Origin of the sequence: Paenibacillus sp. PastM-3 (assembly GCF_029893965.1) — a bacterium.
Lineage (GTDB): Bacteria > Bacillota > Bacilli > Paenibacillales > Paenibacillaceae > Paenibacillus_AQ.
Genome location: NZ_JARXXP010000019.1, coordinates 110,399 through 122,664 on the forward strand (window position 1 = coordinate 110,399; position 12,266 = coordinate 122,664).

Genomic DNA, 12,266 nt, shown 5'->3' on the forward strand with positions numbered 1-12,266 from the left:
TGTTTACTCTCCGGAAGCTGTTAGCCGGTTCAGGATCCAACGCGCCCGGGTCAAATCAGCAATAGCCGTATCCAATACAACCGACTCGGAAGGCTTATGCACTTCAGCCAGCATCGGGTGACCCAGCGTATCACGCAGCTCCTCCACCTCGCTCCAGGCCCGTGTGGCTTCTCCCTGGGCCTCAACCATTCGGCGCTCCAAGCGGTCATTCTCAGCTACCAGTTCGTCACGCTCGGTGATCATCCGGTTAATCTCATCCCGAAGCATATCTCGCTCCTCATATGCTTCCACCAACTCCTCCTGCGCTGAGTCTCTTGCAGCTGCAACACTGCCCGCCTGCTCTTTCCACTTCTTCTCCTCAGTCTCAGCCGACTCTAAGCGGGCTTGTAAGATTTTATTCGCCTCACCCTTCGCTGCTACCTCGAGTGTCAACCGTTCGATTTCATGGATGGCCTTATCCAACTGTTGAGTATCTGCCGGCGGAGCAGCATCCTTCTCGCGCAACAGCTTTTGCTCATTCTGCCCTTTTTCACTAGCCTCCCAGCGTCTCATGCTGTTATAGACTGTGACTTCGGTAACATCCTGTTCCTTCGCAATCTGCGCAATCGTCTTGCCGCTTTCCCGGGCAGCCTTAAATTCCGCCTCTGTCATTGTAAACTTACCCATCCGCTTCTCCTCCTGAAGTTTAGTCTTGATTTCAATTGGGGCCTTGAATTTCTTATCTCGCTTCGTGACCGGATATTTTTGCCGGATTTCTTCCAGCTGTTCTGGAGTGAGCGTATATTCCTTCACAGACCCGGTACCGTATGACTGATGTTCAACAGCCCGGTTGGGTATCGGTGTACCTGATTGTCCGCCTCGCCGCATCTTTTTCACCTTCTCCCAAAAATAATTGCTGCCCAATCGCCTTCACGTTCCCGCCGGCGCTGTGCGCCTAACCGGCCTATCTGCTCACGGGTCCATACCGGCTCCGTTGCTGCTCGCTCTAGGTCCCATCCATGAATGCGAACCCGTGTGTGAAAGGTGGCATACGGAATACCGTTCTTTTCAGCGAGCCTAAGGTATTCACTCGGTAGCTTACGCATGTGCTCTGTCGCCTTTAAGGCATGAAGCTTTGCTTCTTCTGGAGACTCCAAAGGCTTTGTCGCTGCCAGCTCCATTGACCATCCCCGATATACCCTCGACATGAACGCCGCATAGTTGATTCCGTTCTTTTCGGCAATAGCTGCCCAGTGTCGGCGATTCGTTCCCTTTCTAGGTGGTGTAGTCATCGCTTTTTCCTTTGACCAACCCTGTTCTCTGATCCGGCGATCCAGCATACCGGGTGCTATTCCGACTTCTTCAGCAGCGGCATACTCTTCTGGCGTGATGTAAAACCAGTGCCCCATTTCAACTGTCGCCTCCTTGCTGGCGGATCCGGGAGAGTCAAGAATACCTCTCCGATCACCTTCCCGTTATCGTCTGTTATGAACTCCCACGGAATGTCCTGAAATATTGGATCTGGGGTTATGATTCGCATGTCATACCTCCAGTTTTTTCTTATAGCTGTTACGGTAGTAGTCAACCTTCCCAGTCTCCAACAGTTCCTTGTACTTTTTACGGCAAGTGCCTTCCGTCTTTCCGATCGCATAGGACAGAGAGCGTGTCGTATCAAAGCCGAAAAAGGTACAAAGGTATTCCAGATCCTCTAGGCTGTAGTGCTCACCGTGACTGAAATGGAAATCGGGATGGAATTTCATCTTACCGCAGCTATCGTAAGTAATACCGTCCAGTGCATCTTCTTCTGGAATCGGGGCAAGCGCCCCGCGTATAAACTTGCCCATATGATCAACCGCCCCTCTGTTGTTTCTCCAGGACCCCCTCCAGCCATTCAGAAAGCATCTGCATCTGCTTGATAGCCAGAGGATGATCCTGATACTTGCTGCAGATACTTCCGGCAGAGCCGGATACCCACTGCCAAAACTCCGGACTGCTCATACCATAATGAGCAGCTGCCTGATTCGCCTGACCGATCCACGCCTGCACATCCGCGAAGAACGCTCCGTAGTCCATGGCTTACAGCTCCTCGATCCGGATATAGATGCCAGGCAGCGCCGCCCAGAACTTCTCAGCGATCAGGCTGGCAACTAGCGCGTCGTCTTTCCAGTACCCGCAGGCCGTCATGCAGTCGAACAGCAGCTTCTGGCTGTTATCGATATCTGGCTTCGTCGCCTTGTACTCCCCGTCCTGGTGCTGGCCCTTCAGCGGGAAGCACCACTTCACCAGGAGCCGAACCGGACCGACATACGCACGCTTCGGAGCATGTTGACCAAGGTGTGCCATAAGCATCGCCCGCGCAGCCTTCAACTCATCCGGCTCATAGAAGACTGGCTTGTCGTTAACGATCGTTACCTGCTTCTGCTGATGGGTGATGGTCGGTGGCTTTTTCATAGGCATAAAGAATTCAGTCGGCATGTTATTCGCCCTCCAACATCTCTTCCCAGTCATTGATTGTCGCCCGCAGGTAATCGGCCGCTTGGTCATCATCGAATAGCTCCTTGCGGTCAATAACGAATTTGACCTGATATACCGTTTCGCCAGCCTTGTTTGTATATTTTGATCCGAACTGAAGCTTTCCGGCTTTATCATAGCAACGCATGAAGTTATTGCCGAATTCAATAACTTCCCCTTTTTCTTCATCCCAGTAGTTGCTGGCATACTTTTTTTCTTTCGTCATTTTTTTCTCCTTCTCGCGCGGATGTCAGTGACGAGTCAAAGGAGGGGAGCCCGCAGGTTTAATTGCGGGGTCCTTCTCTTTCTGACTTTACAGTCTCATAAACATGATTTAATCAAATATGCGCGCGCGTTATATTTATATATATAGGGAACTCTCCCCGCATCTTTTCGCGGGATTGCGGCAATCATGATCATTGCAAAGTTGCAGCGAACATGAAATGATGGTTTCCCCGCAACTTATTGCGGTTTGCAACTATCATGAAAAAAAGATAGCCGCTGCATTTTAAATCACTTCCCCGTCCTCTTTTTTGACGATACGGAAACCGATAGAACGGTCAATTTCATAGCCGAATTTCTTGATCCAGTCCCGAACTGTCCGCTCGGCGACTTCCTTTCCGGTCGAACTGTACCAGGCCATGACGTCGTTAAGCGTGGGCGGCTCACCGTAATTGCAGTTGTTTACCACGTCCTCGAACTCCTCTGCCTTCGTCCGACGCTCCTCTTTGGCTTTCTCCTTCCGCTTACCGGTGGCCTTTTTGTAAGGCGGCTGCTCTCCCTCTGGCTCGATGTCCTGGAGACTGCCGACCTCATCAACGCGGTGAATAGGGTACTGGAACCACATATTGACCGGCTTGAACTTCGGATATTCCCGGAGCGTACCTTCTACCCGCCAAGCCGATCGGATCCGGACGGACTCAAGCGCCTTATCGATTTCTGTCTGTACGTAGGCAGCCTGTGATGCTAGCCCGCGCTTGGCATGCTCCTCCATGACAGCTTTGCTGAGCAGATCATCCTGAGAGACGTGAGCTTCCAGGTAGGCTGTATTGAATTGTCGGAATAAGCGATCATATACCGCACATACGGCTTTATTCTCCTCTTGCTTCAGCAGCGATTCTGTCAGCTCCAGCTCCACCAAGTCAATCAGAGCATCCGGATCGCGGGCGAACACGCCGCTGCCACTGGCCCGGTCCATCGACTTCTTGCCGCCCTGGGAGCCTTTACTGTGATGATGACAGTAAATAACGCTGGCACCGAGCTCCGTAGCGATCTTGTCAAACTGGTTCGTGAAATGAGCCATCTGATCAGCGCTGTTCTCGTCTCCCGTCAATACCTTATAAATAGGGTCAATAATGACCGCGATATAGTTCTTCTTCTGCGCCCGGCGGATCAGTTTCGGTGCCAGCTTATCCATCGGTACCGACTTCCCGCGCAGGTTCCAGATATCGATATTGCCGATGTGCTGCCCCGGTAGGTCCAGGGCAGTGTACACATCCTTGAATCGGTGCAGGCAGCTCGCCCGGTCAAGCTCCAGGTTGACGTACAGCACCTTCCCCCGCTCACACTGCCAGGCCAGCCATTTGATGCCCTCAGCGATTGCGATAACCAGCTCGATCAGGGAGAAGGACTTCCCAGCCTTAGACGGCCCCGCCATCAGCATCTTGTGCCCCTGCCGCAGCAGACCGTGAATTAATGGCGGGGAAAGCTTCGGCATGTCGTTCCAGAACTCCGTCAGGCCTTCCGGATCTGGCAGATCATCGTTAACGCCCTCGATCCACTCATGCCATTCCGCCCAGGTGGACTTGCCGATGTTGGTGTCCACAATAAATTGCTTCTTCCCGTTCCGCTCGATTCCCGGCATGCGGGAGAGCCGTGAAGGATTCCGGTTCTGATTATCCACGGACAGGCCGTTACGCTTACAGACGTTGTACAGGTAATCAACCCGTTTCCGGTACTCCTCGTAATCGGCCGCCTCGACCCGCACGATGGCGTGGAGGCTCTTCCCACCGCTGTAGACCATGACCGCGATCGGCAGCTCCAGCTCCCGCATGACGGCGTTCTGCTTCTCAATGTCCATCGTGTCAGACTCTACCAGCGCATACCGGAATTCCGTAACGTTCTCATTCTTGACGCCCTTGCCGTCCAGCGGGTTGAACCGGATCCAAGCGCCGGCAGCCGGATCATAATCCCCCAGCACGGAACCGATGTCTCCACCGGACTGATTGAGTAGCTGAATCAGCTCGCCTGCCGTACGGTCCCAGTTCCCTTTGGTCGGAAGATACTTGCCTTCGTCGTTCTTCCAGGTATCTGTGACATAGCCGACTTGCTCCGATGCTTCAAATAAAGCACTCAAATACGTTGTTAGCTGCTGAACGGGATTCCAGTCAACTGGCTCGTGGATCTCCATCCCTTCAATCCAGTTCTTATCGATGACCACGTAATCTCCAGCGGATCCGGAGATTTCATCTTCCCAGCCCAGCTCGTGGTGATCAAAGCCGGACCGCGGCAGCCAGCCGTTGTCCTTGGCCATCTGCGTGATGGTCGCCCCAGTTACCGGATTCCCGGTGCCCTCGAACGTAGTCCATTTCTTGAAGCACTCACCTGGACGGTAGCGCCCGCTGTCCCGCCGGCTCCACTCGTCCCAGTCGCTGGCTGTGTAACCTTCATATTTCAGTGCCATGCCGACATTGACCCATTCCTGGTAACCCAGGTATGACGGATCCACATGGCCAAGCAGGGCAACCAAATCCAATTTATGCTCCATGTCATTTCTCCTTATGCCTATACTCCGGATGCTTCACTAATTAATTCACTGTTTGTATTGCCGCATTCCGGGCACGCCGGCTCCTCCAGCTCGTCGCCCAGGATCTGCTCAACAGAGTATCCCCGGCCGCATTCGCAGCGGCGTTTCTCCCAATTTTCATTTATGCCCGTAACCTCTTCGTTGAACGGAATCAATTCTGCTATTTTTGAATTAGCAATCATATCGATCCTTTTATGCGCCCATTCCCGCATACGTTCGATTTCAGCGACATTCTTAGAAATCATTATCCTAACGATGTTGCCATCGAGCATAGCCTTTTCATTCTGCACAGGTTCACCTTCTTTCACAGTATCTTCGTAATGCGCATTAATCAATTTTGATGCCGACATGATCTTCCAGGCTGATAGACTCCTTTCCCTTCATAAACATGGTGTGTCCGATCTTCCGTTCCAGCTCAACGTACCTGCGGTATAAGTCTGGGTTGCAGATTGCTCCGTGTCTCAAATCATTTACGCTGCCCATGATGCAGAACACACAACTCAACCGTTCGTTACCGTCAGCATACGCCCAGAATGGTTCCTCTCCGGCCTCCCTGATCTCCCGGAACACATCTTCAGTAGCCAGATCGAATACCGGGAGCCAGTCCCATACATGCCGGACAACCCGCCCGTTCACGCTCTCCTGAACGTTGTATCTCAACGGTTCACGCTTTGCTCGAGAAGCCGACTCCGCAGCTCTTAACCCCATGCAGTTCACTGCTATCGTAGCTCCACGCTCTTTCAGGTCATTGCGGATAAATTTGAATATCGGCCCGCGTTTTAGGTCACTGGTGCATTGCCGGTACGCTGCACTGGGCCACATCCCCCGGGCTTCCACCATCCCCAGGAATGTTTTGTTTGCCTTGACTACGTGAAGTGGGTGAGTGATAAAACGCCGAATGTGGTCCACAACTCCCGGCCACTCAACCTCCCCTAAATTGGCGTGGACTACAACCAGTTGATTATTTGGGATCACCTGCCGCAGCCTGGCGTACATTGCCTGTGAGTCCTTTCCGCCAGAGTGAGAACAGTAGAAAATTGCCCCGGACTCTATCAAGTCTCTTATTTCATCTGGTAAGTGCATCGTCCGTTCTCCCTCCCCTGGTGAACCGTATGCGTCTACTGTGATCCTACATTAGCCACAACAACACCAGACCAAGAAGCGATAAGGCAAGGCAGAAATTGCGAAGGACTTCGATCGGCTCAAGCTGCTTCTCTTCCCGGATCGTGCCGATGATGTTTCCTTGATCGTCCCGGAGACGAATGACTGTCTTCATCTGGAATACCTCACTTTCTTGATGACAAGTATCCTTGGATTATTCTGTAGGCGGAAAGATATCAATCTCAACGTCCTTGCCGAATGTCCAATAACCCAAACCATCCGGCATAGCTGCATCCAAAACGGCTTGAACCGCTGCTATCACTTCATCCGTCCCGATTCCATCCCTCATACTCTCATCTGCATCCTCGTACATATCGTCAGCAGAGTTATCAATGTAAGACTCAATCATTGACTCTGCGCAAGGACGCCATGTTTCCCGGCTTATTACTGCCCAGTCCTTATGCTCATGATGCGGTTCATTTAACTCCAGTAATTCGCGTTTAAGTTCTGCAACGGTGTATGTCGTATGGATATATTCCCGGCTTACTTCTACATCATCTGGCAGTTCCGATAACTTTAATTTGGACATATAAATCCTCCTTATATTTGATGAACCGTGTGACTACTCCCATCGGTACTCCTTTGGATTAATATCTTTTGGCGTTGTCCAACCATTGGCCGCAATCCGATCAATCAACTTTTGCGCTGCTGTGAATGGCCATGCTCCAACATGTTCGAATCCACGATTCTCAAGCTGCCGTATCTGCTTCGGTGTAGTTAGGCCCTCCTGACGGCGCTTATCCAGACGTTCCAGTAATTTTGATGCCTTGCCAGCATTATCGATCTGATCTGGCAGGATTCCAAGCTTCTCCAGCGTCTTTACCTGTGCGTCACTCGGCGGTGCCATTTCCCAGCCAAATGCCGGGGTATATCCGGACAGATCTTCTGCCTGGATACTCATTTCAAACTGCAGCGGATCCACCAAAGCCCGCTTACGCCGTTTCATTTCGGCCAGTTGCTTCGCCAGGGCCTCCTCGCGGGCTGCCACGACATCTTCAGTCGCCTGCTTCTCAACGGCTTCCAGGTCCAGCGCAATGCCAGCCTCCTCGATCTGCTTGGTCATGGCCGCAGCTACCTCTTCATTCTCAGCGATAAGGTGTGCCGGGTGACAAAGCTCATGCCGTTCAGTGTGCCAAAGGAAGTCCAGAAGCAACAATTCAGTTTTACCAGGGAACAGCCGGGTACCTCGCCCGACCATCTGGCTATATAAGCTGCGGACCTTCGTCGGTCGCAGAACAACAACACAATCTACGCTGGGGCAGTCCCAGCCTTCCGTGAGCAGCATGCTGTTACACAATACGTTGTACTTGCCGGCATCGAAATCCGCCAGCACCTCCGCCCGGTCCTGAGACTCCCCGTTGACCTCTGCAGCCTTGAAGCCGATCGAATTCAGGATGTTGGTGAACTTCTGACTGGTCTTCACCAGCGGAAGGAACACGACAATCTTCCGGTCTTTGGCCACATTCCACATTTCAGCAGCGATTGATTCCAGGTATGGGTCCAGCGCCGTTCCCAGATCACTGCTTTTATAGTCCCCAGCCTGTTGACCGACTGTGGACAAATCCAGTTTCAACGGAATGGTCATCGCCTTGATCGGGCTGAGGAATCCTTCTTTGATCGCCTTCGGCAGCGTATACTCATAGGCCAGGCTCTCAAAGTAGCTGCCCAGGTTCCGCATGTCGCCGCGGTCTGGTGTGGCCGTAACACCCAGCACATGCGCCTCTTTAAAGTGAGCAAGTACCCGTTGATAGCTGTCAGACAGACAATGGTGAGCTTCATCGATGATGATGGTGTCAAAATGATCTGCGGCAAATTTCTGCAGGCGCTTATCCCGCATCATCGTCTGAACACTGCCGACCACCACCCGGTACCAGCTGCCGATCGATGTCTGCTCCGCCTTTTCTGTCGCGCAAACCAGCCCAGTTGATTTGGCCAGCTTATCAGCTGCCTGATCCAGCAGCTCTCCCCGGTGGGCCAGGACGAGCACACGCTCGCCCAGCCTTACCCGGTCCTCCGTTACCTTACTGAATACAATGGTCTTCCCGCAGCCTGTGGGAAGGACCAGGAGCGTCCGCTTGACGCCCCGCCCCCATTCTTCCTGAATCGATTCCCGCGCTTGCTGCTGATATCCTCTCAGCTCCATGGCAGCCACCTAAAACTGTCCGGATGACCAGCCGCCGCCTTGCGGTGGTGGAGTCGTCGGGAATGGAGGAGCCTGTTGATACTGCGTCTGCTGGTACCCCTGCTGCTGATATTGTCCGGCTTGCGGTGGTGCCTGGTTGTACTGGGCCTGCTGCTGCGGCGGCTGGCCTGTTGGCAGTTCATCAGCAGCGTAGAAGCTTTTCACTTGGTTATTCGTTTTATCTGCACCATCTCGGCCCCTAAAGTTATTGACCTCCAGCTTTAAACGACCCTTGGATCCAATGACGGTTTGCCAGTTCATCCGAAGCTTTTCACCTTTACGTTTCTGGCCGATGCCAGCGAAGAAGTTGGAGAGCAAGCCCTCTGTTTTCGTGTGCAGGAAAAGGTTATGGAAGATAACTACATCGCCATGCTCTGGAGAATGCACAGTCAGTTCCAGCTTAGCCTGGTTGCAGGCTGGCATTTTTTCGGAACCACTGAAGCGTCCGCGCTCAAATTTCGTTACGGTGAAATTGTAGTCACCTGCCGGCAGTAGGGTAAATTCCCCACCATCCTTTTCAATCTCGTCTTCCCAACTCAATTCTCTTTCCATTTGACTCATGCTGTTTGCCTCCTAAGATGGATGTATTAGAACGGAAGATTATCCCGATAATCTTTAATCATGTCGAACACCTGCGGCCAAGCTGCAACCAACACGCCGTTAATGAAATTCGGGTCATAGTTGGCTATAGGTGCGTCATAAGGGTAATATCCCTTCTTGCTGACAACGATCTGAATCTCAGCCTCAGTGACATTGTTCTGCGTCATGAGATCGCGCAGTGCAGGCGGGATGTTAGGATTAAGGCCGGCTGCCGGTGGTGCGGTGCTTACAGGAGCAGCTAAATTTGCCGCTTGTGCAGCCTGCTGATTAGGAATATTATTTGGAATATTTTCTGTCGGAATTACGGTTTGCACAGGGGTCTGCTGTTGTGTAACTGGCGCTGCCTGCTGCTGCGGGGCTGCTCCGTTGAAGATATGAGCGAGCCGTCCATAGTCCAGCGGGAACTCATCAGGCAGGTTATGGCGGTTCTTCGCATCCCATGCCGGATGGTGTGTGGCATAGACCACCCGGGATCCGCCCTGTGCCTTATGCTTGGTGCCTTGGTTGTTGGCAGCTACAGACAGAGTCTTGTAATTGATGAAGAGCACCATATCTGCCCACTCTTTGACAAGAGGTGCCGTCCGCGAGCTGGTCTTCTGGCCCAACTTGAGCTGGTACCTATCATAAGCCCCCATCTCGTCAGGCTGTTCAAACTTGACGATCTGAGCATGAGCAACCAACACGACGTGAATCCCGGACTCTACTACATCACTGAGCAGGTTCAGGAACCGGCCGAACTCCTCTGAGACATAGATGTAACCTTTGCCGTAGCCAAAGTCCTCAACGCCCTTTTTCTGGTGGGAGGCGCATACGCTATCTGTGCAGAGCATTTCAGCCCAGTCAATCGTATCGATGATCAAGGTGCCGAACCGGGGTCCCTGCTGCTTAACCCAGCCGACCTGCTGTTTGAGCATTTCCCAGCTGTTCGGCTTTGGAAGACGATCGACTTCCATTTCGGTCGTCGATCCTTCCGTATCAATGAAGACAGGACGCGGGAACTGTGCGGCCAGCGATGATTTACCGATGCCCTCAGGTCCGTAGATGACGACCTTCTTCGCTTTTTGTACCTTGCCGCTGATTACTTCCATCAGAATTCACCTGCTTTCCAAGATGTAGAGGATGGAGGCGCTGCTGGTTGACTCCAGCCTTCGCCTGGATCAATCTCGCCCGGGGGCTGCTGCAGCGTAACACCTTCCTGCCCGGTAACATACCCGTCCTCAATGATGATGCTGCATTCTTCCCCGGTGCTGACCCGGGTTGCAATCGCCTGCAGGCCCTCCTGCTCCAGCCAGCTGCCGAACTCTTTCAGCGTCTCAAGGTCCATCTGTTCCAGCTTGTCGAGCAGGATAAAGCCGCAGTCAGGTTTCAGGCGCCGTACGATAGCTGTGGCTACCTTCAATTGGCCGGATCCGCTCATGTTATCCCAGCGCTGGCCGTTGTAGAGCAGTTCCCCATTTGCTACGGTCAGTCCCGGCAGCGGCAAATCCGCGTTCGTCAGGAGATCCGTTTTCTGTTGGCGAACACCGTTTATCTCGTTGGTCAGCGCATCATACTGTTGCCGGTAGTCGCTGGCATCCGTTTCTGCTTTGTCTTTGTCCAGATTAGCCCGTACCTTGCGGTTAATCTCGTCGATCTGCTGGATATTCGCTTCAAGCTCCGCAGTTGATTCATCGTGTAACTGCAAAGTATCCTTTTGTGCTGCTTCCAAATCCGCCCCAGTCTGAGCATGCTTTGCTTCAGCATCAGCCAGCATCACCTTCAACCGCTCTACCTCTTGGCCCTGATTGGCATAGAGAGCTTGATATTGAGACAGCCGCTGCCGTTTACGCTGATTCTCACCGTTGCGGGCCAGTATACCCTGCTGCTGCTGGATCAGCTCCGATGCTGATACCGGTTCCTTCGGCGCGTCCTGAAAGTACGGCTGCTCCTTGGCGAATTTAGCCTTCTGATCAGCGATCTGGCCGATGGTATGCCGGCGGTTATAAATCTCCTGTTCCTTTGCCTCCAGCTCGTGAAGCTGCTGGCCAACGCCGATAATCTGCAGCAGGATATTGGCCTTCTCTTTGCTGGATGCATTCATAAACTTAGGCAGGTTGAGGGCCAACTCTTCGACAAAGCTGTCCAGGAGCTGTTGGCCGCCCTTCTGGCCGTTTGGATCAATAACCTTCAGGTCGCTGTTTTTGCCCTTCCGTTCGACTACAAGGCCATTGGAAAGCGTAAGCTGGAGATACGGCGGCACTGCGGATCCTTCCCGTTCTGCTTGGGATGGACGATATTTGTTGCCGCCCAGCGCCCACGCGATGGCATCCAGCACACTGGTTTTCCCCTGTTCGTTCCGGCCGCCGACAACCGTCAGTCCCGCACTGCTCGGCTCGATCTTTACGGCCTTAACCCGTTTCACGTTCTCAATTTCAAGTTTGCTGATCTTAATCACGGATGCGCTCCTCCTTTGTGTATGAAGGGCGACACAGCGGCCGCCCATTAAGCGATATTGTTACACCCGAATGCCTGTAATCACTTCAAATACATCAGCGTCAAAGTTTGGAATCGCCTGAACAGCGATCTTCTCCGGATTAGACAGCGACTCCCAGAGCGTAGCCCATGCTGCTTTGTACTCGATGCTCTTTCCTTCATTGTCTACCAGCCGCAGCCGGCGGCAGATCCAGTAACCGTTTGAATTCTCGAAATCCTCCCGGCTGATCGGGCTCGGCTTGTTGAACAGGAGGAACGGCGGTTCTTCTGAACAAAACGCCCCGGCTGAGTAATTGGCAGAATTAAAATGCCCACTGTTCCCGTCGCCACTGTTCCCGTCGCCACTGTTCCGGTTGCCACTGTTCCCGTCGCCACTGTTCCCGTAGCCACTGTTCACGTCGCCACTGTTCCCGTAGCCACTGTTCCCGTCGCCACTGTTCCCGTCGCCACTGTTCCGGTTGCCACTGTTCCCGTCGCCACTGTTCCGGTTGCCACTGTTCCCGTCGCCACTGTTCCGGTTGCCACTGTTCCCGTCGCCACTGTTCCGGTTGCCAC

16 protein-coding genes are annotated in these 12,266 nt (G+C 53.1%); all 16 read right to left on the minus strand.

All coding sequences use genetic code 11. From position 1 onward, the window contains the following. Positions 1-3: 3 nt before the first annotated feature. Positions 4-867 carry a hypothetical protein gene (locus tag M2108_RS22805; protein WP_277473020.1) on the minus strand — a complete coding sequence of 288 codons (864 nt, stop codon included), beginning with the start codon at positions 865-867 and terminating at the stop codon, positions 4-6. Positions 868-872: 5 nt separating this feature from the next. Then, positions 873-1,388, minus strand: a complete 516-nt coding sequence (locus M2108_RS22810) for a hypothetical protein (RefSeq protein WP_277473021.1) — start codon at positions 1,386-1,388, stop codon at positions 873-875. Positions 1,389-1,520: 132 nt separating this feature from the next. After that, complete coding sequence (locus M2108_RS22815; RefSeq protein ID WP_277473022.1) at positions 1,521-1,823, minus strand: DNA-entry nuclease; 303 nt, start codon at positions 1,821-1,823, stop codon at positions 1,521-1,523. 4 nt (positions 1,824-1,827) lie between these two features. Next, on the minus strand, positions 1,828-2,052 hold the full coding sequence (locus M2108_RS22820) for a hypothetical protein (protein ID WP_277473023.1): 225 nt from the start codon (positions 2,050-2,052) through the stop codon (positions 1,828-1,830). A gap of 3 nt (positions 2,053-2,055) precedes the next feature. Then, positions 2,056-2,430 carry a RusA family crossover junction endodeoxyribonuclease gene (locus M2108_RS22825; protein ID WP_280777194.1) on the minus strand — a complete coding sequence of 125 codons (375 nt, stop codon included), beginning with the start codon at positions 2,428-2,430 and terminating at the stop codon, positions 2,056-2,058. Between the two features lie 25 nt (positions 2,431-2,455). Further along, positions 2,456-2,716: a hypothetical protein gene (locus tag M2108_RS22830; protein WP_277473025.1), complete on the minus strand. Its 261-nt coding sequence runs from the start codon at positions 2,714-2,716 to the stop codon at positions 2,456-2,458. Between the two features lie 282 nt (positions 2,717-2,998). Next, entirely contained in the window at positions 2,999-5,257 is a 2,259-nt protein-coding gene (locus M2108_RS22835) for an AAA family ATPase (protein ID WP_277473026.1), read from the minus strand. Between the two features lie 17 nt (positions 5,258-5,274). Next, positions 5,275-5,646 (minus strand): hypothetical protein, encoded by a 372-nt coding sequence (locus M2108_RS22840; RefSeq protein ID WP_277473027.1) that lies wholly within the window; start codon positions 5,644-5,646, stop codon positions 5,275-5,277. Continuing rightward, positions 5,624-6,379: a phosphoadenosine phosphosulfate reductase domain-containing protein gene (locus M2108_RS22845; RefSeq protein ID WP_277473028.1), complete on the minus strand. Its 756-nt coding sequence runs from the start codon at positions 6,377-6,379 to the stop codon at positions 5,624-5,626. The genes M2108_RS22840 and M2108_RS22845 overlap by 23 nt, the downstream gene beginning before the upstream one ends. A gap of 46 nt (positions 6,380-6,425) precedes the next feature. Next, positions 6,426-6,572 carry a hypothetical protein gene (locus tag M2108_RS22850; protein WP_277473029.1) on the minus strand — a complete coding sequence of 49 codons (147 nt, stop codon included), beginning with the start codon at positions 6,570-6,572 and terminating at the stop codon, positions 6,426-6,428. 39 nt (positions 6,573-6,611) lie between these two features. Continuing rightward, positions 6,612-6,986 carry a hypothetical protein gene (locus tag M2108_RS22855; RefSeq protein ID WP_277473030.1) on the minus strand — a complete coding sequence of 125 codons (375 nt, stop codon included), beginning with the start codon at positions 6,984-6,986 and terminating at the stop codon, positions 6,612-6,614. Between the two features lie 33 nt (positions 6,987-7,019). Further along, positions 7,020-8,600 (minus strand): DEAD/DEAH box helicase, encoded by a 1,581-nt coding sequence (locus M2108_RS22860; protein ID WP_277473031.1) that lies wholly within the window; start codon positions 8,598-8,600, stop codon positions 7,020-7,022. Between the two features lie 9 nt (positions 8,601-8,609). Further along, positions 8,610-9,200, minus strand: coding sequence for a hypothetical protein (locus M2108_RS22865; protein ID WP_277473032.1), 591 nt, complete (start codon positions 9,198-9,200; stop codon positions 8,610-8,612). A 26-nt stretch (positions 9,201-9,226) separates the two neighbouring features. Then, positions 9,227-10,327, minus strand: a complete 1,101-nt coding sequence (locus M2108_RS22870) for an ATP-binding protein (protein ID WP_277473033.1) — start codon at positions 10,325-10,327, stop codon at positions 9,227-9,229. Next, positions 10,327-11,673, minus strand: a complete 1,347-nt coding sequence (locus tag M2108_RS22875) for an AAA family ATPase (RefSeq protein ID WP_277473034.1) — start codon at positions 11,671-11,673, stop codon at positions 10,327-10,329. The genes M2108_RS22870 and M2108_RS22875 overlap by 1 nt, the downstream gene beginning before the upstream one ends. A gap of 60 nt (positions 11,674-11,733) precedes the next feature. Beyond that, positions 11,734-12,266 (minus strand): hypothetical protein (locus M2108_RS22880; protein WP_277547355.1); only part of this gene is annotated, 533 nt, incomplete at its 5' end.

Bases quoted from the DNA above. Each gene is read 5' to 3' on its own strand.
- M2108_RS22805 (WP_277473020.1), bottom strand. From the start codon at position 867: ATGCGGCGAGGCGGACAATCAGGTACACCGATACCCAACCGGGCTGTT.
- M2108_RS22810 (WP_277473021.1), bottom strand. From the start codon at position 1,388: ATGGGGCACTGGTTTTACATCACGCCAGAAGAGTATGCCGCTGCTGAA.
- M2108_RS22815 (WP_277473022.1), bottom strand. From the start codon at position 1,823: ATGGGCAAGTTTATACGCGGGGCGCTTGCCCCGATTCCAGAAGAAGAT.
- M2108_RS22820 (WP_277473023.1), bottom strand. From the start codon at position 2,052: ATGGACTACGGAGCGTTCTTCGCGGATGTGCAGGCGTGGATCGGTCAG.
- M2108_RS22825 (WP_280777194.1), bottom strand. From the start codon at position 2,430: ATGAAAAAGCCACCGACCATCACCCATCAGCAGAAGCAGGTAACGATC.
- M2108_RS22830 (WP_277473025.1), bottom strand. From the start codon at position 2,716: ATGACGAAAGAAAAAAAGTATGCCAGCAACTACTGGGATGAAGAAAAA.
- M2108_RS22835 (WP_277473026.1), bottom strand. From the start codon at position 5,257: ATGGAGCATAAATTGGATTTGGTTGCCCTGCTTGGCCATGTGGATCCG.
- M2108_RS22840 (WP_277473027.1), bottom strand. From the start codon at position 5,646: ATGTCGGCATCAAAATTGATTAATGCGCATTACGAAGATACTGTGAAA.
- M2108_RS22845 (WP_277473028.1), bottom strand. From the start codon at position 6,379: ATGCACTTACCAGATGAAATAAGAGACTTGATAGAGTCCGGGGCAATT.
- M2108_RS22850 (WP_277473029.1), bottom strand. From the start codon at position 6,572: ATGAAGACAGTCATTCGTCTCCGGGACGATCAAGGAAACATCATCGGC.
- M2108_RS22855 (WP_277473030.1), bottom strand. From the start codon at position 6,986: ATGTCCAAATTAAAGTTATCGGAACTGCCAGATGATGTAGAAGTAAGC.
- M2108_RS22860 (WP_277473031.1), bottom strand. From the start codon at position 8,600: ATGGAGCTGAGAGGATATCAGCAGCAAGCGCGGGAATCGATTCAGGAA.
- M2108_RS22865 (WP_277473032.1), bottom strand. From the start codon at position 9,200: ATGAGTCAAATGGAAAGAGAATTGAGTTGGGAAGACGAGATTGAAAAG.
- M2108_RS22870 (WP_277473033.1), bottom strand. From the start codon at position 10,327: ATGGAAGTAATCAGCGGCAAGGTACAAAAAGCGAAGAAGGTCGTCATC.